Source organism: Actinocrinis puniceicyclus (assembly GCF_018283645.1).
Lineage (GTDB): Bacteria > Actinomycetota > Actinomycetes > Streptomycetales > Catenulisporaceae > Actinocrinis > Actinocrinis puniceicyclus.
Genome location: NZ_JAGSXH010000029.1, coordinates 36676 through 58210, shown reverse-complemented (window position 1 = coordinate 58210; position 21535 = coordinate 36676). Strand labels below are relative to the sequence as shown.

Here is a 21535-nt window from a genome sequence, read left to right as displayed (position 1 = left end):
GGGTCTGGCCGGTGCCGAAGCCGTCCTGCGCCTGCGCGCCCTGCACGCCAATGGCGACCTCGACGCCTACTGGGACTACCACCTGCAACGCGAACACGAACGCGTCCACGCCTCACGATATCTCGATGGCTTGATACCCATCTGACGCACCCTCAAGGAGCCGCACCCAAACGCAAACGCCGCACCGCGACTGATCGTGTGGCTGAGACTCTGGCCAGGCTGCGCGCCACCGGCTGGGACCTCGAGGGCACCCGCGAGGACCTGGACCCGGAGGGCAAGCGCACTCTCAGCGCCCTGATCGCGGCGGAGACCGGCAGCGAGTTCGTGTTCGTCACCCGCTTCCCGGCCAGCGTCCGGCCGTTCTACCACCTGCGCCCAGCCGACGACCCGAGCGTCACGAGTCCTTCGACCTGCTGTGGAAGGGCATCGAGATCACCACTGGAGCGCAGCGCGAACACCGCTACGACCTACTGGTCGCCCAAGCCCGCGAGAAGGGCATGGACCTGGAACCGCTGGCCGGCTACCTGGGCTGCTTCCGGTTCGGCACCCCGCCACACGGCGGCCTGGGCATGGGCCTCTCCCGTGTGTTGATGGTGTCGCTCGGCCTGCCCAGCATCCGCGAGGCCAGCTTCCTGTTCCGCGTGTCCCAACCGCCTCGAACCGTAGATGTGGTCCCCGACGCCTTCACAGGCGCTGAACTCGACACTCCAGTCGCATTGCTGCGGCCCGTCCGTCGCGTTGACCATGCGACTGTAACGGGAGGACCCGCCCGTGGTCGAACGCGTGCGTGCCGTTCTCGTGACTCCGGCTGACACGATGCTCCTGGTCAAGCGCATCCGGCCGGGCATCGCGCCCTACTGGGTGCTGCCGGGGGCGGCGTCGAACCAGGCGACGCAAGTTGGGAGGCGGCGCTTCTGCGCGAGATCCGCGAGGAGATCGCCGGCACGGCCGAGATCGTCAGCCTCTTGCACGTCCTCGACCGGCCAGGCGAACGCCACTTCTTCTTTCTGGTCCGTGTTGCGTGCTGGTCCTTCGAGGACCGCTGCGGCCCTGAGTTCACGGCGCCCGGTCGCGGCGAGTACGTGCTCGAACAGATCCCGCCAACCGTCGACGGACTGGAGGGCGTCGATCTCAAACCGGATGAGATCGCCGGGTTACTGTGCCACGCGCTGCGACGTGACGGCGGCCTGTTCGCCCTGCCCGATCTGCGGTCGGTCACCGCCTTGAGCGCGGGTCAGGCGGCTGGCGGGTAGGTCGCGAGCATTCGCTGCAGGTCGTGTACAAGCATCAGCCGGTAGCGCCCGGTGGCGGCCAGCGCGTCGAATACTTCTTGCGCGGCGTGCTGCTGGCGTTCCTGGTCGCGTTCCCGGTCGCGGATGGTGACCAGGAAGGGGTACTGGTCGAAGGGCATGTCGCGGTCGGGGTCGAAGTCGTGGTGAAGCTCGACGTCGATGAACGCGGTGGGGGTGTGCGAGGCATAGTCCACCGGCCCGTCGTCGATCCTTTTCAGTGGCGCGTCGCAGAGCTCGGTCAGATCGGCCAGCAGGGTCTCGGGCGGCTCGGCCGTGCGGACGAAGATCTGGTGATAGGCGCTCATCGTCGTCTCCTACGGCCAGTTGATCTCGTACTCGTCGCCGATGATACGGATCGACGACATCCGGCCGGGCGGATTATTGCGCAGGAACCGCACCAGACCCTCCTGCGCGCCACTCGCGGTCAAACCGCTGCCGCGCGCGTCCAGCACCGCGTCCCCGGCCTGTCCCTTCGCTGAGTTCAGGGCGTTCTTTACCGCGTTCGGAGCGGCACCGGGCGAGAGTGACTTGAACTCGGTGGGAGCCCCGTCGACCATGGCGTCGGCGGTGCGCACCCCGTCTACAGCAGACTCGGTTTGTGCGGTCACCCGCCGGCCCTCGCCCGCCAACAGGTCGGCGATGCACCGTTCGGCCGGGTTGAACGTCTTCGCGCCCTCGTCCACGCCCCCGGTGCCAAGCGGCCCGAGCGCGTGCTCGAACTGTTTTCGCAGCACCGCGCGTTCGGTGTTCAGTGCCGCGCCCTGCTCGATGTCCCGCGTCGCGGCCAGGGCTGTGTCCTTGGCCCCGATCTGGTCGGCGATCTGCAGCAGCTTACGTGCATGCTCGGCGTCGGCTTCGGTGACCCGCTTGACCACTCCCTCGGTACGTCGTCCCGCGTCGCGATACATCTTCTCGATCGCCCGGCCGGCGTCCTCGCTTAGCGCCTTGCCAACTCGCTCGGCAGCCTGCCGCAGCGCCGCGACGACCGGATTATTCACCGAAGTCCACCCCTGCCAGCGCCGTCCCAAACGCGCGCGCGTGACCGGCGACCTCGTCCGCATGTCCGGCCAGCCGCTGGGCATAGCCGAGCAGGTCGCCGGGCACGATCCCGAACCCGGAACCGACCGCCCCGCCCCGCTGAGGCCACGCCCTCGAACACCAGGCCGCCGACCGCCCGCTGCACGACCGACTCCAGCGGCGCGACCGCCTTACCGGTCACCTCGCCGAGAATGTGCTGCTCCAGCTGATTAACCAGAGCGTTAATGAGCTTCTTTGCGCCCTCGACGATCAGCGCCTCGGCAGCCTCCGCCGCGCCGAACGTGACCACCGCCGCGGCCTGGTCCGTCACGAACGAGGAGGCCCACCGCCATTTCGGGCGCGCCGCCGCCGAACTGCAGGTCGCCCAGCCGTCGCTGAGTCGCCGATCCGCCACCTGGAGCGGGAACTCGGCGTGCGCCTGCTCGACCGCACCCCGCAGGGTGCCGTGCACACCGCGGCGGGGGAGGTCTTCCTGCCCCGCGCCAAGGCCCTGCTGAAGTCCGCCGCCCAGGCGGCCGCGTCGGCGACGGCGGCCGACTACCGAACCTCTGCCACTTGAAGGGGCGATCCAGCGCCGAGTCAGACGGCGCACGATCTCTCCCCACGCACGCGGCCAGCCTGGCCCATTCGAGAGCCGCGTCCTCGTCTGCGGCGCTGATGATCCAGAGGCCAGCGAGAGTCTCCTTGTCCGCGCTGTACGAGCCGTCGATGATCTGTAGTCGTCGCTGGACTTGCACACCGCGGTTGCCGTCTCCACGCCATGCAGGTGGGCGCGGAACACGAACGCGCCGGAGTTCTCGCTCTGGTGTCGAACGCCTCCATGTCGGCGATCGACTGCTGAAGCTCTTCCGGCGGAGCGTTCGGGCCGGTGCCGTCGTGGCGGACGGCGAGCAGAACCTGCGTCATGACAAACCTTTCCTGTTTCTTCATCGGGAATGGGGCGAGTGCGTTGTGAAGTGTCGACCGAGCGACTCACGCTCGGTGATCAGCGTTCTTCGTGGTCGAGCCGAGAGGGGCCCGCAACGGATCGCTCCCGGGCCGATGTCGGCTTCTGCGATCCGATGCGTGCGGAGGGTCGCGGACTGCTCCCGTGTCCATCTAAAGGAGCACCCATTGTGGATTTGATGCATGGAACGGCTGTCCGGAGCTTTGGCGATCCGGCACAATCCCTTCATGGCATTATCCGGCGGAGCCATCAAGGCGTGGATTACCGGTCTGGCAGACGCCGAGCTTCGGAAGCTGATTCTTCTGCCTGGACCGCTGCCCTACTGGGCGCGGGTTGCGGGAGCTCGCCGGAACGGGCCGCTACGGATCGGGCAGCGGGAACTTCTGACCGTCCGAGTCTGGCTGAACCGCGCTACCGCCAAGGAACTCAAAGAGGTCGCCGACGCCGCGACACAGTTCGCAATGTTTCAGCTCGATCACTGCGGTGGCTACTCGGCGGAGACGTGCGCCGACCCCGATGTCGAGGAACTGGAGGCGATGATCGGGTTCCTGGAGCCGGTACTCGCCCACCTCACACTCCACACACTGCAGTCCGAGGACGGTGCAACAGCTGACCTGGTCTCAGGGAACTGGGAGCGCCTGCTCGAGGCTGCGGCCCGATCCGGGGGGCCGTGCCGCTGTGACCAGGGCGAGGCTGGCTGCCATGACGCTGCCCTCGGCGAATCCGACGCGATGGGACCGGCTGAGTCGGACGTGGGTGGCAAGGTAGACGAAAACAGTTACTTGAACGAGGGGGAGGAACAGGTGGCAGAGGGCGAATCCGTGAACCCTGACTGGGGCGCCCTCGCCGATCGGGCGCGCTCGGTGCGCGAGCGTGCGAGTTTGATCGCCGATCACCTCAGCGAGACCGCCGACCGGGTCCGCACAGGGCTCCGGCCGGGCGAGGGCGCCTTGGAGGAGGTGGCCGCCTGGTCGGCCGAGCGGACCGCGTTGGCGGATCGAATCGCAACGGCCGGCGGAGCCTGGAGCGCGGACGACGATTTCACGAGACTGGACGCCCTGATCGAGGCTCTCAGAGCCAGGGACCAAGAAGCGGCCGCCCGAGCCACGCAGCTCAATTCGCTGAAGGCTCAGCGGGAGGCGCTGCTGAAACTCGTCGAGCAGGCCAGTCAGGACGGCGGCGGGGCCTCCTACACCGAGCAGCTGAGAGGCGCGTTACGGCAACTCGACGATCAGATCGCCCTGCTGGATGGAACCGCGCTGCAGCGACCGCTGACAGCCGCGCCCGCCGAGGAGTCGGCTGCCGACCATGGACGCACCGTCGCGGGGCCGCCGGCGGTCGACGAGCCGCGGATCGAAGAACTCGAAGAGGCGCCCACCGAGGAGGTCTGTCCACCCACTCGGGCCGTTTACGAGATTGCGCCCGCTCTGTCGACTGCACTGCCCGAGGAGGAGCAGCCAGCCTCCACGGTCACCGTATCGCAGGCCGCCAACGACCCCGCCCCGGCTGTGCTCATCGAGCCCGCTGCGGACACCCGCGCACCGGACACCCTCACGGCTCAGCCGGAGGAAGAACAGGCTCGCGTGAAGCCTGCTTACCTGGCCTGGCAGAGCTCTGACGGTGCGACTGAGGCCTCGCCCGTCGAGCGGCTGATAGCCGTCGGCCGTTTCCAGGAGGCGTACTGGCTGACCCTGGCCTCGGCTGAGCCGGCGCACCGGGCCGAGTGCCTCGCGTTCGCTGACGCAGCATTTTCCTGTGACCTCGTCGAAGAGGCCACCACGGTGATGACGCGGTTCGTGCCCGACCCGGAGGTCCTGCACGGCGACCGCGCGGCGCTGGTACTGGCTATGGTCGCGTCGCTGCGGGCCGGCCTGGTCGCGGGTTGGCCGAATGACCTGCTGTTGCAGGCGGACCCGGCGGCCTCGGTGCCTGCCCCCTGGGGTCATCTGCTCAAATGCGCGGTCGATGTGCTGAGCCGCTACCAGCGCTTCGATCCGGCGATTCTCAACCCGAGCCGTGACGCGGAGCCGATTCTCAGCAAGGCCGGGCTCGTCCAGGCGGCGGATGAACTGCAGAAGAGCCTGGAACTGAAGAAGACGAGCTACGCTCGCGCCACACAGGTGCAGAAGCGGTTGATCGTCGCGGACCAGCCGCTCGGCAGGGCTCTGGCAGCCGTGCGCGCGTGGGCGAGCGGCAGGGCGGACGCTTCAGTGCTCGATGAAGCGTGGGGGATCTTCGCCAAGCGGGACGCCGCCGAACGCATCATCGAGGAGGCCGACGCGGCGATCCGGACGCCCAAGCAGGCCAAGGAGCCAATCGAGGCCAAGGCCAAGCGGTCCCTGCTTCACCGGATCGAAGAGGTCGCCACTCTTGTCTCCCAGGCGCGCGCGCTGACCGTGCCGGGCGCGGAGGAACTCGGCGATACCGCGACCGCCCTGCGCCACGCCGTTCAGCAGGTCCGGGACGAGCCCGCGCCGCTGGGGCCCGAGGGCGCGACGCTGCTCCGGCTGCGGGCTTGGCTCCAGGGCGAGGACAGCGCGCCATTTCCCCGGCGGGTGCTGGAGGTCGCCGAAGGGGACGGCCAACTGGACACCGCACCGGGCGCGGAGGCGCTGCTGGCAGCGCTCGATCTGCCGCGTTCGCCCGACGGTTCGCCGCGGCCGAACGAACCCGGCTTCGTCGAGGCCGTCGCCTCGCTGCTTGAGCCGGTCGACATCCGTTCCGTCGTCACCCGTTATGCCGCCCGCGGCGACCTCCACCTCGCCGACCGTCTGGTGGAAGCCTTGGAGCAGGCTCTGGTGCCCGCGGCTCACGCAGGCATCCGGGCGCTGTCCGCCGACTGGCGCGCCTCGCGCGACGCGGAATGGGCGCGCTGGTCCGGTCTGCATCGGGACGCCCACCGGGCGACCGCCGGCCTGCTCGCGGAACTTCGCACCCAGGGCCTCGACGACCAGACCGAGCGCGAACTGGTCGGCAGGCTGGAGCACCTCGAACAGCCCACGCCCGACGGCGCGTTCCGCGACGTGGTCGAGGAGATCCACCGGTTTGAGATCGAGCTGAATCTGAGGCTCGAGTCGTATGTGAAGCGACTGCGCGAGCGGCTGGAGTCGCTGGTGGTATCCGAGCATGACCGCAGGCGGATTACCGAGCTGCTCGAGGCCGGTGACACGGTCAGCGCCGAGGAGTGCCTCGCGCTGTTGCGGGAGGGCAGCAGCCTGCCCGACTGGACTGGCCTGGACTGGGGCGACGAGTTGGCGCGGTTCATGGCCGATCTGGAAGCGGCGCCCCTGACGAAGGCCGGACAGCACGGTTATTCGGCCCGGCCGTGGGCGGAGCGGTACGCCGACGGGCAGCCGCTGACTGAGGGCTCGCGAAGCGGACTCGACGCATGGGACGCGCTCTGCGTGCCGACCAGACGTGGGTCGGAGTGGCAGAAGCATGTCCCCACCGTCCTGCGCATCCTGGGCTTGGAGGGGCGCGCGCCCGTCCGCGACAACCACCAGCAGGTGCGCGGTGTCCTCCGTTTGACCGCCCAGCTGACGGCCAGTGAGGCCGCTCCCGGCTACGTCGCCGCCCTCGGGTCCGGAGCGACGACCTACACGGTCCTCGTGGTCGCCGACGAGCAGCGCGGACGCAGCCCACTGGAACTGCTGCCCAACGAGTCCGACGCCTGCATCATCCTTTACCTGTATCCGATGGGTTTGGCCGGGCGGCGGGCGATGGCCGCGCACGCGCAGACCTCGCCGCAGCAGGCCCTGGTCGTAGACCCGGCCGTGTTCGGTTGGATAGCGGCCCGTTCGCCCCGCTCGTTCCGCGCGACCCAGCGGGTGACGCTGCCGTGGACCGCCTTCACGCCGTACACCCCGTTCGTGGCCGGCCTGGTGCCGCCCGAGGTCTTCTACGGCCGCAACGAGGAGATGGCGACCGTCGTCGACCCGCTCGGCGCGCTGTTCCTCTATGGGGGACGCCAGCTCGGCAAATCCGCCCTGCTGCGCAAGGTCGAGGCCAGCTTCCCGGTGACACCGGACCGTAAGGCGGTCTACCTCGACCTGAAGGCACGAGGAGTAGGGGAGGCCGAACCGGCCGACCGCATTTGGTCCGTGCTCGGTTCCGAGCTCAAGCGGGTCGGCGTCCTCAACCCGCGCGTGTCCTCCAAGCTGGGCGCCGACGTCCTGTTGGAGCAGGTGCGGCAGTGGCTCGAGCAGAACCGCGAGCGCCGCGTCCTTGTCTTGGCCGATGAGGCGGACGCCTTCCTGATGGCCGACTCGAAAGCGGTCCGCGGCCCGGGCGGCGCGGTCACCTTCGCCAACGTCGCTCGCCTTAAGGGGCTGATGGACGCCACCGATCGACGGTTCAAGATCGTCTTCGCCGGTCTGCACCAGGTGCAGCGGTTCAGCCACCTTTCCAACGTGCCGCTCGCCCACGGCGCAGAGATGCGCATAGGCCCGCTCAAGCCCATCGAGGCCCAGCGGCTCGTGGTGGCGCCCATGGCCGCGTTCGGCTACCGCTTCGAGCACCCCAGCCTGGTGTGGCGGGTGCTGGCCGCGACCAACTACCAGGCGTGCCTGGTGCAGATCTTCTGTGATCGACTGATCGCGGCGTTGCGTGAGAAGCCGCTCGGTTCGGCGCAGTGGCCGATCGTGGTCACCGAGGAGGACATCCGGGCAGTCGCCGACTCGGCACAGGTCCACCGCAGCATCGCCGACCGCCTGCGCATTACGATCAATCTGGAGGACCGATACCGGGTGCTCGCGCTGGTGATCGCGCTGCGCAGCCGCGCCGACCGCTTCCAGCACGGTTACGACGCCGACGACCTGCTGACCGAGGCGAAGCGGCACTGGCCCGACGGATTCAACAAGCTCACCGCCAGTGATGTGAAGATCTACCTGGACGAGATGGTGGGCCTCGGTCTGCTGGTGGAGACCGACCGCCGCAACTACGCGGTGCGTAGCCCCAACGTGGTGCGCATGCTCGGCACCCGCGAGGATCTTGAACTGGAGCTCCGGCAGACCGAGTTCAGCCTTCCGTATGACTACAACCCGCGCTTCTCCAGGCGGTTGGTTGGCAACAACCAGTCCAACGGCGTCGCGCTATACAGCCCGCTGACCGAGCAGCAACTGTACGAGGCAACCAGCCCGGGCGTGACCGTGGTGTGCCTGACCAAGGCGCACGGTCCGGAACTGCTGCGCCTCGCCATCACGTCGTACGCCGAAGCCCGCGGTCTGACCGTGCGCGCCACCGGGTCGGACGATGTCGTTCGTGTGCTGACACAGGACACGCGCAGCAGGCAGCCCAGCGTCGTTATCGCCGAACTTCGCATGTGCGGCATCCAGTTGCTCCGGGAGTGCGTCGAGAAGCTGCACGTCCACACGTCTCACAACCCGGGCGCAGTGCACCGCGCCGCGGTCCTCGTCATTGACCCGATGACTTGGCGGGGCTTCGAGGACGAACGGGTCACGCGCGTGCTGCGGCCCGAGCGATGGAACGCCGACAGCCTGAACGCCTGGCCGGAATGCCCGTTCGACACTTTGGACAAGCGGCGCAGGCTGGCGCACGCCACGGGAGGCTGGCCGAACGTGGTGGAGCGCACGATCCATTCCGTCACCCGCGGCGGCGCCGCGCTGGAGGCCGCGCTGGAGCAGGTCGCCTCCTTCTTCCAGCAACCGGGCAACGCCGCCGACCACCTCGCCCGGGTGGAGCTCGATCAGGACGTGATCGAGCTGTTGTCCGCCTGGACCGAGTACGTCGAGCCGGGTGAGGGCTGCAGCTACGCCGACATCGCCTCCGTCACCGGCCTGGAACTGGACGAGGTGCGTCGGCTCATGGACAGGCTCGCCGACCACGGGGTTCTCGACGACAGCGAGGGCGGCTACGCCCTGGACTCGATCACCTTCCGGGCGCTCACCGTCGGGCGAAGCACCCGGGGATGACCACCAGCGTCCCGCTGACCACGCTTCCTGGGGTCCGAGGGTGGCTCCGGCGGATTCACGAGGACCTGCGAGCAGGGCGCAGTTGCTATTTGCTGCTGCCGCGAGCGCAGACCCTGGGACCGGACTGTGTCGCCGACGCGCTGCTCTCCGAGCTCTTGCACGAGGTCGGCGACTTCATTCTGCTGTCTGCCGACGCCCCGGTCCGTGACGGTGTCCCCGCCTGTGCGGTGACGGCGCGGCCGGCCGCCCCACACTGGTCTGGCCTGGCGCCTCTGCTCGACTACGACGACGGCATGTCAGGCTTTGGAGTCGTCAACGGCACTGCGGTACGCGCTCCGGCACCCGCACGCCCCGTCACGCCCGCCGAATCCCTTGCGGAACTATTGGACCGCCTTGCCGGACAGCTCACAGGACCGGCCGGGGCGCTGGTCCCACCCGGCCACGGAACCCGGGCTGCCGGTTCTTCGACAGACGGAGTGCTCGCCTGGCTCGCCGGAGGGGCAGGCGGCCGCACCGAGACGCGTCCGATCGTCATCGAGGCATGGCGGGAGAAGACTCCCTCCGCAACTGTCAGCTTCCTGCGGCAATTGGTGGCCACGGCCAAGGAAGCAGGTCTCCCGCCGCTGCGCCGGCCACGCGCCCTCATCGTCGCAGCCGCGGAGGATCTACCCGCCGACCTGCCGGACCAGCTCGCCCGCGACGAAATCGCCGTGCATTGGTGGTGGGGTGCCGTCGGCAGACTCGACACAGCCACGGTCGTCGCCGTCAACCGGCCGCCCACGACGGGGATGGTGGGCCGTCAGCAACTGCTGGAGGCAGTGGTTCAGGCGACTGTCACCGAGCTCAGCGGCCCCTTCCTGGAGGTGGCCGCCGAGTTGGCCGGTTGGGACGGAAATCCCGAGACGCTGCTTGAAGCGCTGAGGCGCGCCGTGTCCAAAACCGCCGAGGGCGACGCCGTTCTACCGGACCGGGGCGACTGCCCCGCGGGCGGGAACCGGCCAGCCCAACTCGCTCTGCTTGCTTGGAGCGGCGGACTCATCGACAGCTGGGATGGGCGCGTGCGCTGGCACCCCGCTTACGACCTGGCGGACCCGCGCACCATCAGCACCAGGGTCTGGCTCGCTCAGCACCACGCGCTGCTTCCCCGGCTGGACGAAGTCCGAGAGGACTTCACCGACGTCGTCCGCCGGCGCGCCCGGATCCCCCTCGCGCGGTTGGACGAGAAGTATGGGCCGCGCTCTTTCGGCGCTCCAACCGATCCTGCCACGGGGAGCGGCACCGGCCGAACGCTGACCGCCATGGAGCTCGGCTCTATGTGGGGAGCAAACCTCAACGGCCACATCGCCCTTAACGAGGTTGAGCGTAGGAGGCTGCGTGTCCTCTGGCAGTCGCGCAACCGCCTCGCCCACCGGATCCCGCTCGACGCGGCCCAACTTCACCAGCTCATCACCGAGCTCAACGCCTGAGGCTGGCGGGTGCTGCACCGAGTTGCCGATGATCAGGTACAGGTTCGAATACTGAGCCTCGGGGAAGTGGTGCCGAGTCCTTCAGTGAGGAAGAGAAGGTCGAACACCATCAACAACGCGCCTTCGCCCCCGTACATGCTCATGCGCCGCAGCATGTTGTTGAGCTTGACGCTCAGATGGTCGCGGATCTGCTCACGGGACGGGGGCTGCGTGGGGTCGGTCACCCAGGCGATGCAAGGCCACCGATGCGCGCACGTCAACAGCGCGTGTCTTTCCGGGGGTGCTCCAGGCGACGGAAGCGCTTGCTCTAGACGACACTGCGCGAAACACCTCAATGATGGAGCTACGTACGCGACCGGCTGACGGGCCGTGATGGGCGGGGCTCAATGCCCCGGGGGGCGAGAAGTGGGCGGCCAGGTTCTCGTTGAGGGGGACGATCCGCGGCAGCGGTACCGCGTCGGCCTGCTCCGTCTTGTGCTTGCGCAGCAATGCCGCCGCGACCGACACGATCGGGCACTGTCGCCAGTATCCCAACTCGTCGGCCGACACGAAGCAGCAGCGCCGAACGATCAAGCGCCGTGATGGCGGGCAGAACCCACGACTGAGGCACTGTGAGAGACAAGCGGGCCCAGCTGGGTTGTGGGTTCGAATCCCACGCGCACCACTCGCACATGCGCGGCGTGACGCCGCTTGGAGCATGCTCGCCTCATCCGGCGACGTTCAGGCCCCTGTCTCCTTCGGCGGATGCCAATACCCGTCGATCGCGCACGCATACTGGGCGCTGTCGGCGGCGCACAGGAACGATCACGGCCGAATCCGGGACACCCCCACGGCAAACGACGCCCGCAATCCGGGGTAATCGGTCGAGCGCCGAGCCGGTTGGCCGACGATGCGCGTCGGAGTCATGACGGCGCTGCTGCGGGCCAAGTTCGCTCAACACCACGATGCCGCCGCGATTCTTGCGGCCACTGGCGACGCCCGTATCTCCTACACCGGCCCTGACTCCCCGTTCTGGATCGACCGGGGCCCGGCCGAGGGACGCAACTGGATGGGCCGCCTGCCCGAGTTCGTCCGGTCCGAGATCGCCGCAGGCCAGCTCATCACCGACTGATCCTTCCCGGCGGGCTTGGACCGCTCGAGCCGGGCGGCTCATCGGGCAACCGCGCGCAGCGCTCCGGAGAGTGCGCGGCAGGTCTGTGGCACAGGTGGGCGCACGAGACCCGAGAAGGCGAAATCCCGGGCTGTTTTGGTCATGGCCCGAGTTCGGCATCCAGCCGCTGTGGCCAATCGGGGCCGGCAAGGCCCGAGGCCTTGAGTAGGTCATGCCGATCGGTGCGGGCGAGGGCGAGGCAGCGGTGCAGTTCCTTGATGTCTCCGGCGGCCGGCAGCACGACGGCGGCGAGAATCCGTTCGCTGCCCAGCGCTGGGTCGACTGATCCCGCGGGCAGCGCGGCGAGCAGGCGCAGGACCTCGGGCGCGGCGCCGGATCGACGGAAGTCCCTGCGTACCCGGCGGGCCAGGCGGGTCCCCGGCGAGGCCGGCCGGCCTTCGATGGTCAGGTCCACGCCCATCGCCTCAAGCCCTGCGGCGAGTTCCCCGCCGTCGCCGTAGCGGAACGCGAGGCGCTGCGCCCAAGCGGGATGGTTCACGACGAGGCGCCGCGCGTCATCCAGGCTGACATCGTCGCGACCGAGAAGTTCCCGGGTGATCACGATGGCGGACAACGGTGGGATGCGGGCCGCGGCCATCTCCTCTTGGATCGCGTTCATGTCCCGCTCGATGAGGCGGTGCCGGTATCTCTCGACATGCGGTCCGAGCCACGCGGTGTGCGCCTCGTACTCGGTGACCGGACGTCCGTCGAACATTGCGAAGGTGGGTTCGAGGGCTGCCGCCAGTCGCCGGACGTACTCGCTGTCGCTGTCGGGCTGGCCTGGGTGCTCGTCGTGGAAGTGCTGCCATTCCGTTCTTAGGGTACTGATGTGCCAGGGGCGTAGCGCACGGGCCTGGAAGTAGCCGTCATTCGCGTCCCGGAATACGTCGCGCAGCACTTCGTAGCGCACACCGGTGTTCTCGGCGAGCAGGACGGCGTCATAAAGGTCCTTGCCCTGTGGGTGCATGTCGGTGGTCAGCCACAGCAGCTTCCAGGCCAGCGAAAGCTCCGGAGTCGCGCTCAAAACCAGCGCGCCGTCTCGGCCTGAGCCGGCCGTTACGCAGACCGGCTCCGGGGCGATCGGCAGCTTCTCGTTGAACACGAAGTCGAGCTGGACCCAGCCTCCTGGCACGCCGTCAGCGTCCCAGGGCAGCAGCAGTCGGCGTCCGGGAACCCGGTCGTAGGTCCAGATCTCGTCGCTGACCGCGTCGGCCGCCGAGATCCTCACCCCGCCGCCGGTACCCGCCAGCTCGGCGTCATGCGCGATCGCTTCGAGCATCGCGTCGGTGCGCGGCTCCTCGATCCGCCAACTCTCGGGCAGTACGACGAAATCCAGATCGCCCGGTTCGCGTGCGGCCCGGCCGTACCACGTGCGCAGTAGAACGCTGCCGCGCAGGACCAGATGATCGGCCCACTGCGAGTCGGCGATCGCCTCGAGCACGTGATCGAGGGCGCGCGTGCGTGCCTGGCGCCAACGTGTCGCCGATTGCTCGTCGGCGAACTGCGGGTCACCGGCCCGGTAGGCGTTCGGGAACTGTTTGAGTGCGGGGTCGAACACCGGCCGCTGCACCAGGTCCGTGCCCGAGATCGTCCGCAGCGTGCGCGGCACGCCCAGCGCCGTGCGCTGATGGTCGGGCAACGCAGTGCCCGGTACGCGTGCGCTGCGCCAACCGAACCGGTCCCACGCCCCGTCGCTCACGCCCTGATCGCGTTCCGCTCGATCCACCCGGCGTCCAGGCTCGCGTCGCTGTCGAAGACCACGAATTCTCGCTCCACCGACACGATCTCGTAGCCACACTCGTACAGCATCGTGCACAATTCCTCCAGGCTCTTGCCCGCTGCCGCCAGCCCGAGCCCATGGCAGCGCTGGGTCACGAACCGCTCGTGCCGCCCGGGGTCGAGCACGCGCCGCGCGTTCCACGACACGTGCGCACCGTGCGGGACCACCAACCGCGTCAACGCCGCCACGTCGCACCCGGCGTCGAGCAGGAGCTTGACGTGGTGCTCGAAGTAGCATCCGGCGCCCAGACGCAGTGCGGCCTCATCGTCGCCAGGCACGCCGCGCGTGCACGGGGACGCCTCGATCTTCACCCGCGCTACCTCGAACCCCGCGGTCTCGAGGCGCCCAACCACGACCCCGGCCGCCGTGTACTGCGCGCCGAGCGTTCCGGAACCGCGCAGCGTGATCATCGGCTGCACCGGTACCCGGCCGCGTCCAAGGGTGATGAGCGTCAGCTTCAGCTCAGCGCCAGCCGCCCACCGCTCCAGATGGTCGACATCCGTGCGGTCGCCGCGCACCGTCACATGAGTCTCGAAGTCGCCCTCGAACGCCAACGGGTCCCCGGCAAGCGTTATGTGCACCCACCGATCATCTCGGATACCCGGCGCCGGGCAAACCGATTTGCGTCGGCGGCAGGGAACCGTGGGTACGCTCGGCGGCCGACGCGTCCGGCTGTCATGGCGATCATGGAGCAGCACGGTCGGATTGAAGGTGTGGCGGCACGTCCGCGCGCGGCGCGTGTTGGCCGCCGGTTCCGCTGGTTTGACGGTCGCTGAGCGGCTGTCTGTATCTTCGCCTACGGTCGAGGGCGTGATAACCACGCTCGCTGTGGAGAACTACCGCTCCCTGCGCAACCTTTGCATCCCGGTCGGGCGGCTGACCGTCGTCACCGGCGCCAACGGCAGCGGCAAGTCGAGCCTGTACCGGGCCGTGCGGCTGTTGGCCGATGTCTCGCGCAACGGGGCGGTGGCGGCGCTGGCGCGCGAGGGCGGGCTGCGCTCCACGCTGTGGGCCGGACCGGAGCAGGGCACCAAGCCGGACCGCAAGACCCAGGGCACGGTGCGCACCGCCCCGATCGGGCTGCGGCTCGGCTTCGGCGGTGACGAGTTCGGCTACGCGGTCGACCTGGGGTTGCCCATTCCGAGCGGGGACGCGGAAGCGGCCAAGTTCAACCTGGATCCGGCGATCAAGACCGAAGCGGTCTGGAGCGGTGCGGTCCTTCGCCCGGCCAGTTCGCTCGTCGAGCGGCACAATAACGCCGTCAAGATCCGCGCAGCCGACGGGAAGTGGTCCCCGAAGCCCTATCCGATCGAGCCGTTCGACAGCATGCTGAGTGAGTTCGGCGACCCGCAAGCCGCCCCGGAGTTGTTCCGAATCCGGGACCGGATCCGGTCCTGGCGTTTCTACGACCACTTCCGCACCGACGCGGACGCTGCGGCCCGGGCTCCGCAGATCGGCACGCGCACGCCGGTGCTGGCGCACGACGGCGCCGATCTGGCCGCCGCGCTCCAGACCATCGTCGCGACCGGCCGGAGGGCGCAACTGGAAGAGGCGGTCGACGGCGCGTTCCCGGGCAGCCGTCTGCAGATCGAGGTGGAGGCGGACGGCCGGTTCTCGCTCCAGTTGTGGCAGCGCGGCCTGCTACGGCCGCTCGGCGCTGCCGAATTGTCCGACGGCACACTTCGCTACCTGCTGCTCGTCGCCGCGCTACTATCCCCGCGGCCGGCTGACCTGCTGGTCTTCAACGAGCCGGAGACCAGCCTGCATCCAGACCTGCTCGGGCCGCTGGGCGCGCTCATCGCGGCGGTGTCGGAGCGCAGCCAGATCATCGTGGTCTCGCACGCCGGCGGCCTGATCGAGGCCATCGGCCGCGCGGCGGCGCAACTGCGCAGGGATGTGGAGATGGTCGAGTTGCGGAAGGTGAACGGGGAGACGGTGCTGCCCGGGCAGAGCCTGCTCGACTCACCGCTCTGGTTCTGGCCGAAACGCTGAGGCTCCGCTGAGCGCGCCATCACCACTGAGCAGGGGCCGCTTCCAGGAACCCAGCGCGCGGCCCTCAGCCAGGAGGTCGCGCACCGCTTTATCGAGGTAAACAGGTACATCCTTGGCGCGGCAGACCTCCAGCATGCGGCGGCGCACCGCGTCGTGGACGACGGCAGCGCCCCCCCTCGAAGGTAGGCGGCTTGCCGCCCGAGGAGCGCGCGACGTCGCTTCGCTTCGGCTGCGCAGCTCGAACCTGCGCCCGGCTAGACGCCGGCTAGACGGCGGCTAGACGGCGGCTAGACGGCGGCCGGGGTGATGTCGTGGACGTGGATCCGGCCCACCGGCAGTGCGTCCTTGGCGAGGTGTCCGATGTGGTCGTGGTGGGTGAACACGATGACCTGGAACCGGTCGGCCATCTCGTCGAGGATCTCCAGGCCGGCGCCGGTGCGCCCGTCGTCGAAGGTCATCAGCACGTCGTCGAGCAGCAGCGGCATGGCGCGCCCCTCGTCGGCGAAGCGCTCAAGGGAGGCGAGGCGCAATGCGAGGTAGAGCTGATCGCAGGTGCCCTCGCTCATCTCCTCGACATCGACGAGGTGGCCGGAGTCCCGGCGTGCGCGCAGGACGGGTCGACCGTCGCGGTTGACGTCGGCGACCAGTTCCGGGAAGCGGCCGTGGGTGATGCGGGCGAAGACGTGCTCGGCTCGGCGCAGGACCGGTGTCTGGTTCTCCCGCCGGTAGGCTTCGATGTTGGCCAGCAGGATCTGTTCGGCGAGCCGAAGGCGCAGATAGTCCTGGGAGCGGTGCACGATCGTGGCCAGTTCCTGCTCGACGGTGTCCGCCGCGAAGGACGCGGCGGGCGAACCGTTCATCCGGTTCAGGTCCTGCTCTACCAGCGCGAGCCTGGCGTCCTTCTCGCTGCGCTGACTCTCCAGCCGGCTGATCGTCGTGTCGAGATCCGCGATCTGCGCCGCGAGCTGGTCGGGGTCCTGCTCCGCCACCTCCTGTTCGAGTTGGCTGAGGCTGACTCCGCTGCTGCCCAGCGTACGTTCGACGCTGCCCAGGTGCTTGTCGAGCTCGCGCAGCGCGGCGCCGCGTTCGATGGCGTCGGCCAGGTCCTGCTCATCGCTGACCGCGTTCTGCGTGAGTAGCGCGGCCAGGACGGTGTCGTGTTCGACCCGGCTCTCCCGCGAGTGCTCGAGTTCCCGGTTGAGCTCCTCGATCTGCTGGATCAGGCTGTTGCGTTCGGCTTCGGCCGCGGCCTGCCGATCCAGGTAGCGCTTGAGGGACTTGGCCTCAAGGTGGCGGCGGGCGGGATCGGCCAGTGGAGGTTGTCCCGCGGCTTCCAGCGCGGTTCGCAGACGCTCGGTGAATGCGTCCACCTGTGCTCGGGCTTGCGCGGCCTGCCCATCTTCACGCGCAGCGTCCTTGTGGAGCCGGGCGATCTCGTCGATTTCGGTGAGGACCGCGGCGACCTGTGCGGGTGTACCGGACAGCTCGTGCTCGGCGAGCAGGTCCGACCATTGCCGCTCCCAGTGCGCGAGCGAGGCTTCGCAATCCGTGACTTCCTGTTTCGCGTCGATCGTCTCGCCGCGCAGGGTGTCGCTGTTCGCCGTCGCGTTCGCCCTCTTCTTGAGGGCGTCGCGCAGCGCCGCATGGTATTCGAGGGCTGATTCGAGAAGTTCGGCGAGGGACGCGCACTGGTCGGGCACCGGTGCGCCGGCGTCGCCCAGTGCCGCGCGCAGCCGGGCCATGTGGCCGGCGGCCTGTGACCGGTCGGCCTCCAGGTCGAGTCGGATCCGGTCGTGGTCGTCGCTCTGCTCTCGCAGGGTTCGTAGCGCGGTCAGCAGTTCTGTCGTGATCTCCAGCGCGGGAGCCGCCAGAGCGCTGGGCGCCCACAGGTCGCGCCAGCGCTCGTCGAGCGAGCGCAGGGTCTCGTGTGAGAGGTCGCACTGCCGCCGCGCTTCGGAAAGCTTCTGTTCGGTGCGTTCGACCGAGCTTTCCAGGCTCTTGCGCTCGGCGAGCCGATCGGCCTCTCGGCGCATCCGGTCGGCGGTGTCGTCGCTCGCGTCGACTGCTTCCTCGTACGCGGCCACCGGTGGCCGGGACTGAGCGGGCGAGTCGCCGGTGAGCCCCGGGCGCAGTTGATCCCAGAGCCGTTGGCGTAGCGAGCGAGAGCTCTCAAGGTCGGCCTCGCTCGGTGGTGGATCGTGGCGCAGGAACTTCTCCAGCGCGCGGCGCTGCTCGCCGAGTTCCGCCTCCAACTCTTCCCGTCGGGCGTTGTTGCCGCTGTTGGTCTTCTCCGCCGTGTCCACGAGCTTGCGGTGCTTGGAGATCTCCTCGTCGGCGGGCAGCGCGAGATCGGCGGTGTGCTCGGGGAGTGCGAATCGCGCGTAGCGCCTGCGGGACTTGCGCAGTTTCGCTTCGGCGGCGGCGCACTGCTTCTCCAAGGCGGTGATCTCACTGGCCAGCGTCGCGGGCACGGCCTTGATCACAGCGTTCAACGGCCCGGGATCCACGTTCGACGAGTCGATCGATTCGAGCTTCGCCAGCTCCTTGGCCAGTGCTCTCTCGCGGGCGTTGGCGTGTTTGCGCGCGGCGCGCAGCTCAGTGTCGAGGCTCACTTGCTGTGCGAGAAGCTCATCCACGCGCGTGCGCAGTACGGGCGCGATCGGCTCGATCGGAACCGCGCTGTCGTGGCCGGGTCGTGCCTTGGCCAGCCGGTTGGCAGCCTCTTGACGTAGCTCTGCGGCCGTCTGCTGCGCCTGCGCACAGCGCTTCTGTGCGCTCGCGATCGCGTTGGACTCATCGTTGAGATACGTGATCTCATCAGCCTGGTTCAGCGCGGCCTGGTCGGGCGCCAGCTGGTCGAGCTTGGCCTGGGCCTGCGCGATGCTTTCCTGCAAGCCGCGCGATGTGATCTGCGCCTCTTGGCGATCTTCCCGCAGCCTCTCGTACCGGCGGGCTGCTTCCTGGTCGGCCCGCGGCCCGGCCTGAACCAGTTCCGCGCGTTCGTTCAGAAGACGGGCCCGCTCCGCCATACCCGCGTAGGCCTGCTTGATCCGCAGCAGGCGTGCGGCCTCGACGCGCGCATAGCCGAGCTGCTCGACGATCGCGTCCCGCTCCTTGCGCTCCTCGTCGACCGCGCGCACGGCCTCGCGATACATCTCGGGACGCAGGAGATTATCGGCAAGGTCCCGACGGGCCGTGTTGTACGGGCCGTCGGCGGCCAGGGCGGCATTGAGCTCAGGGTTCTTGCCACGCTGCACGAACAGCTTCTCGTGCTCGACGCGCAACTGATCGAGAACGGCGATCAGCTGCGCGCTCGAGCGGCTCTCGAACAGCGCCTTGGCCAGGTCCCCCTTCCCGGCCAGCAAGGCGGCGCCGCCCTGGCGCAACTCATCGTGATCGATGGCGAACACCTTCACGAAGTCGTCCTTCGCGACCCCGGCCAGTACCGCGTCCAGTTCCCGCTGATCCAGTACGGCGCCGTCGGCGTCCCGCAAGGAGTCGCGGTCCTTCTTCAGGCGCACGACTTCCAGCGACCGGTCGTCCTGACCTCGCAGCAGTGCGCTGATCCGAAGGTCGCGCATGTCGTGCAGGTAGCCGTAGGCCGTCTGTCGCGCGATGCCGTACAGCAGGTCGGTGATCGCGTCGCGCATGGTCGACTTGCCGGCCTCGTTCGGGCCGATGACCAGGTGCACGCCGTGGGCGGAGAAGTCGATCGTGCGGTCGCTGAACCGGCCGTACTTGACCAGGTCGAGGCGGTCGATTCTCACCGGACACGCTCCTGCAGCATCGAGACCAGCAGATCCGAGGCTTCTTCGAGCAGCCGTTCACGCCACTGCGGATCACCGGAACCGATGTGGTTCTCCTCGCGCGCCTCACGGGGCAGCTTGCTCCACAACGGATCCTTCTCGATCAGCGCGCGCAGAGCGTCAGCGTCTGCGCCGAGTTCCCGAGCCGTGCGCATCAAGCCGTCGATCAACTCCGCACCGTCTTCGACGCCGGCCGCTGCGTCCTCGATAGGCGGCCGGGTCGAAGGCCGTACCTTCTCCACCCAGACGTCGCTCAGGTCGAAGGCGATAGTCCGCACCTCGTGGGTCAGCCGCTCGTGGTCACGCCAGACCTCGGTGTGCGCGGCAGAGCGTCCGACCACGCTGACGCGTGCGGCGAGCAGTCGTCCATCTGCTCGGTCGCGTTCCTCGGTGAGCTGTCGTCGCACAAGCTCGCACGCGTCGTCCAAGTCGTTGGCCGATGAGGCGTCGACCTGCAGATGAGCCCAGCGCACCACGTCGAGGTGGCGTTCCTCAACGCTCACGGTGCCGGACTCGACGGTGACCAGGGTGCAGCCCTTCGGACCGGCTTCCCGTGCGTGACGGCCCTGGATGTTGCCGGAGAACACGATGTGCGGCTGGTCGGAGACGACCTCGCGCTTGTGGATGTGGCCGAGCGCCCAGTATCCGTAACCCAGCGCGGCCAACTGCTCCACGCTGCACGGCGCATACGGCGCGTGTCCTTCGCGTCGGCCATCGAGCGCGGTGTGCAGCAAGCCGATGTTGAAGAGCCCTGGCAGAGCGCGCGGGTATTGCGCGGCGAGGTTGTCGGTCACCGCGCGGCTCGCGTAGCCCTGTCCGTGCACTGCGATCCCGGCCTTCTCGTCAACCGCGTACTCGGCCTGATGGGTCGTGAACTGGTGCACGTTGCGCGGCAGGGTGAGGTTCCTGCTGATCTGGCTCTCCGCGTCGTGGTTCCCGGAAACCAGGTAGACGGGGATCTGCGCCTCCGCGAGCAGCCCCAGTTGACGCTGGAAGAACAGGCCGGTGTCGTAGCCTCGCCAATCGCCGTCGTAGATGTCGCCGGCGAGCAGTACCGCGTCGACCGCCTCGGCCAGTGCGAGCTGGACCAGATTCTCCATGGCGCGACGCGTGGCGGTGCGGATCGCCGCGACCGGGGCGTCCGGATACCTCTCCAGGCCTCGCAAGGGGCTGTCGATGTGCAGATCGGCGGCGTGCAGAAGCTTCACAGCGATCAATCCCCCCAGCCGGTACGGTCGAACGGCGCCTTACGATAGTCCTGCGCCGCGCAAACCGCAGGTGAACCGTTCACTACGGTCGATTTCCCCGGGGCGCACAGCGCGAGACGGGGTTGAACTGGATCGCGGCATGCGCCCCATGGCGATGGATCAAGATCATGCCCAGGGAGCAGTTTGCCGCGCATGTCGCCGGTCCTCTTGGTCCGCGGTCCCGCGGGCGCGGGCTGCGCCCGCGGCGCCGGTCTACAGCATCATCTGTATTTGCCTGTGTACGGGTACTGTGCGTCCAGGGCGAGGTTCAGCTGCAGGACGTTGACGCCGCTCTCGCCGAGCAAGCCGAGGTCGCGCCCGCCGGTGTTCGCCTTGACCAGTGCTTCGACCTGGGCCGCCGTGATGCCGCGGGTGGCGGCGATGCGGTGCTCCTGTTGCGCGGCGTTGAGCGGGGAGATGTCGGGATCCAGACCCGAGGCCGAGGCGGTGACCGCGTCCACGGCGACCTGGCCCGGGGTGACGCTGTGGCCGGGGACCGAGTCGAAGGCCGCCATCGTCTTCTGCCGGTCGGCTACCTGCTGCTTGAGCTTGTCACTGTTCGTGCCCAGGTTGCTGCCGCCGGACTGGGCCGGGTCGCAGCCGTGGTCGTTGGTCGAACCTGCGAGGATGGCGTTGGAGGGGCGGGGCTGGAAGTACTGCGGCAGCGGGTTGCCCTTGGCGTCGACGAACTCCTGGCACAGCAACGCGGAGCCAACGCTCTGTCCCTTGGCGTCCTTGATCAGCGAGCCGTCGGCCTTGTCCTTGAACGCGGCCTGTGCGATGCCCGTGACCAGCAGCGGGTAGGCGATGCCGCAGATCACCGTGAGCACCAGCAGCGCGCGCAGTGCGGCGAGGTGTCGCAGGATCGGGGCGGGAAGTCGGTTCATG

At 68.7% G+C, this 21535-nt stretch carries 14 protein-coding genes and 3 pseudogenes; 8 read left to right on the top strand and 9 right to left on the bottom strand.

The annotated features are described in order from the left end of the window. Nucleotides 1–219 precede the first annotated feature (219 nt). From KGA66_RS29985 to KGA66_RS11025, 3 genes and pseudogenes are all read left to right on the top strand, one after another. Nucleotides 220–666: pseudogene (locus tag KGA66_RS29985) on the top strand (amino acid--tRNA ligase-related protein); the annotation flags it as partial. 191 nt (nt 667–857) lie between these two features. After that, nucleotides 858–953: pseudogene (locus KGA66_RS32060) on the top strand (NUDIX domain-containing protein); the annotation flags it as partial. Between the two features lie 12 nt (nt 954–965). Continuing rightward, nucleotides 966–1253 carry an NUDIX hydrolase gene (locus tag KGA66_RS11025; RefSeq protein WP_246507465.1) on the top strand — a complete coding sequence of 96 codons (288 nt, stop codon included), beginning with the start codon at nt 966–968 and terminating at the stop codon, nt 1251–1253. Here KGA66_RS11025 and KGA66_RS11020 read toward each other — a convergent pair. Beyond that, nucleotides 1235–1597: a hypothetical protein gene (locus KGA66_RS11020; protein ID WP_211467406.1), complete on the bottom strand. Its 363-nt coding sequence runs from the start codon at nt 1595–1597 to the stop codon at nt 1235–1237. The two genes, KGA66_RS11025 and KGA66_RS11020, sit on opposite strands and share 19 nt — an antisense overlap. 9 nt (nt 1598–1606) lie before the next feature. Beyond that, nucleotides 1607–2290 carry a CdiA C-terminal domain-containing protein gene (locus tag KGA66_RS30940; RefSeq protein ID WP_211467404.1) on the bottom strand — a complete coding sequence of 228 codons (684 nt, stop codon included), beginning with the start codon at nt 2288–2290 and terminating at the stop codon, nt 1607–1609. Between the two features lie 288 nt (nt 2291–2578). Here KGA66_RS30940 and KGA66_RS29975 point away from each other — a divergent pair. After that, nucleotides 2579–2865: pseudogene (locus tag KGA66_RS29975) on the top strand (LysR family transcriptional regulator); the annotation flags it as partial. Between the two features lie 770 nt (nt 2866–3635). Here the strand turns inward: KGA66_RS29975 and KGA66_RS11005 are convergent. After that, nucleotides 3636–3845 carry a hypothetical protein gene (locus tag KGA66_RS11005; protein WP_211467400.1) on the bottom strand — a complete coding sequence of 70 codons (210 nt, stop codon included), beginning with the start codon at nt 3843–3845 and terminating at the stop codon, nt 3636–3638. Nucleotides 3846–4079: 234 nt separating this feature from the next. Between KGA66_RS11005 and KGA66_RS11000 the strand changes: the two genes are divergently transcribed. Together KGA66_RS11000 and KGA66_RS10995 are read left to right on the top strand one after the other, a co-directional pair. Next, nucleotides 4080–9206 (top strand): hypothetical protein, encoded by a 5127-nt coding sequence (locus KGA66_RS11000; RefSeq protein ID WP_211467398.1) that lies wholly within the window; start codon nt 4080–4082, stop codon nt 9204–9206. 476 nt (nt 9207–9682) lie between these two features. Then, on the top strand, nt 9683–10672 hold the full coding sequence (locus KGA66_RS10995; RefSeq protein ID WP_211467397.1) for a hypothetical protein: 990 nt from the start codon (nt 9683–9685) through the stop codon (nt 10670–10672). 32 nt (nt 10673–10704) lie between these two features. Here KGA66_RS10995 and KGA66_RS10990 read toward each other — a convergent pair whose 3' ends face one another. Further along, a complete protein-coding gene (locus tag KGA66_RS10990) occupies nt 10705–10896 on the bottom strand; it encodes a hypothetical protein (protein ID WP_211467395.1) in 192 nt (63 codons plus the stop codon). A 680-nt stretch (nt 10897–11576) separates the two neighbouring features. Between KGA66_RS10990 and KGA66_RS10985 the strand changes: the two genes are divergently transcribed. Then, nucleotides 11577–11783, top strand: coding sequence for an NADAR family protein (locus KGA66_RS10985; RefSeq protein ID WP_211467393.1), 207 nt, complete (start codon nt 11577–11579; stop codon nt 11781–11783). Between the two features lie 139 nt (nt 11784–11922). Here the strand turns inward: KGA66_RS10985 and KGA66_RS10980 are convergent, their stop codons facing one another. Together KGA66_RS10980 and KGA66_RS31540 are read right to left on the bottom strand one after the other, a co-directional pair. Continuing rightward, entirely contained in the window at nt 11923–13521 is a 1599-nt protein-coding gene (locus tag KGA66_RS10980; RefSeq protein ID WP_211467391.1) for a nucleotidyl transferase AbiEii/AbiGii toxin family protein, read from the bottom strand. Beyond that, the gene (locus KGA66_RS31540) at nt 13518–14183 is read right to left on the bottom strand and encodes a hypothetical protein (RefSeq protein WP_211467389.1); all 666 of its coding nucleotides are present in this window, start codon (nt 14181–14183) and stop codon (nt 13518–13520) included. The genes KGA66_RS10980 and KGA66_RS31540 overlap by 4 nt, the downstream gene beginning before the upstream one ends. Nucleotides 14184–14412: 229 nt before the next feature. Between KGA66_RS31540 and KGA66_RS10970 the strand changes: the two genes are divergently transcribed. Next, nucleotides 14413–15594 carry an AAA family ATPase gene (locus tag KGA66_RS10970; protein ID WP_211467387.1) on the top strand — a complete coding sequence of 394 codons (1182 nt, stop codon included), beginning with the start codon at nt 14413–14415 and terminating at the stop codon, nt 15592–15594. A gap of 287 nt (nt 15595–15881) precedes the next feature. Here the strand turns inward: KGA66_RS10970 and KGA66_RS10965 are convergent, their stop codons facing one another. The 3 genes from KGA66_RS10965 to kdpC form a co-directional block, all read right to left on the bottom strand. Next, entirely contained in the window at nt 15882–19361 is a 3480-nt protein-coding gene (locus KGA66_RS10965; RefSeq protein ID WP_211467384.1) for an ATP-binding protein, read from the bottom strand. Beyond that, nucleotides 19358–20608 (bottom strand): metallophosphoesterase family protein, encoded by a 1251-nt coding sequence (locus tag KGA66_RS10960; RefSeq protein ID WP_312886854.1) that lies wholly within the window; start codon nt 20606–20608, stop codon nt 19358–19360. The genes KGA66_RS10965 and KGA66_RS10960 overlap by 4 nt, the downstream gene beginning before the upstream one ends. Before the next feature lie 260 nt (nt 20609–20868). Next, nucleotides 20869–21534 (bottom strand): K(+)-transporting ATPase subunit C, encoded by a 666-nt coding sequence (gene kdpC / locus KGA66_RS10955; RefSeq protein WP_211467382.1) that lies wholly within the window; start codon nt 21532–21534, stop codon nt 20869–20871. Between the last annotated feature and the right edge of the window lies 1 nt (nt 21535).

Bases quoted from the DNA above. Each gene is read 5' to 3' on its own strand.
- kdpC (WP_211467382.1), bottom strand. From the start codon at position 21,534: ATGAACCGACTTCCCGCCCCGATCCTGCGACACCTCGCCGCACTGCGC.
- KGA66_RS11020 (WP_211467406.1), bottom strand. From the start codon at position 1,597: ATGAGCGCCTATCACCAGATCTTCGTCCGCACGGCCGAGCCGCCCGAG.
- KGA66_RS10985 (WP_211467393.1), top strand. From the start codon at position 11,577: ATGACGGCGCTGCTGCGGGCCAAGTTCGCTCAACACCACGATGCCGCC.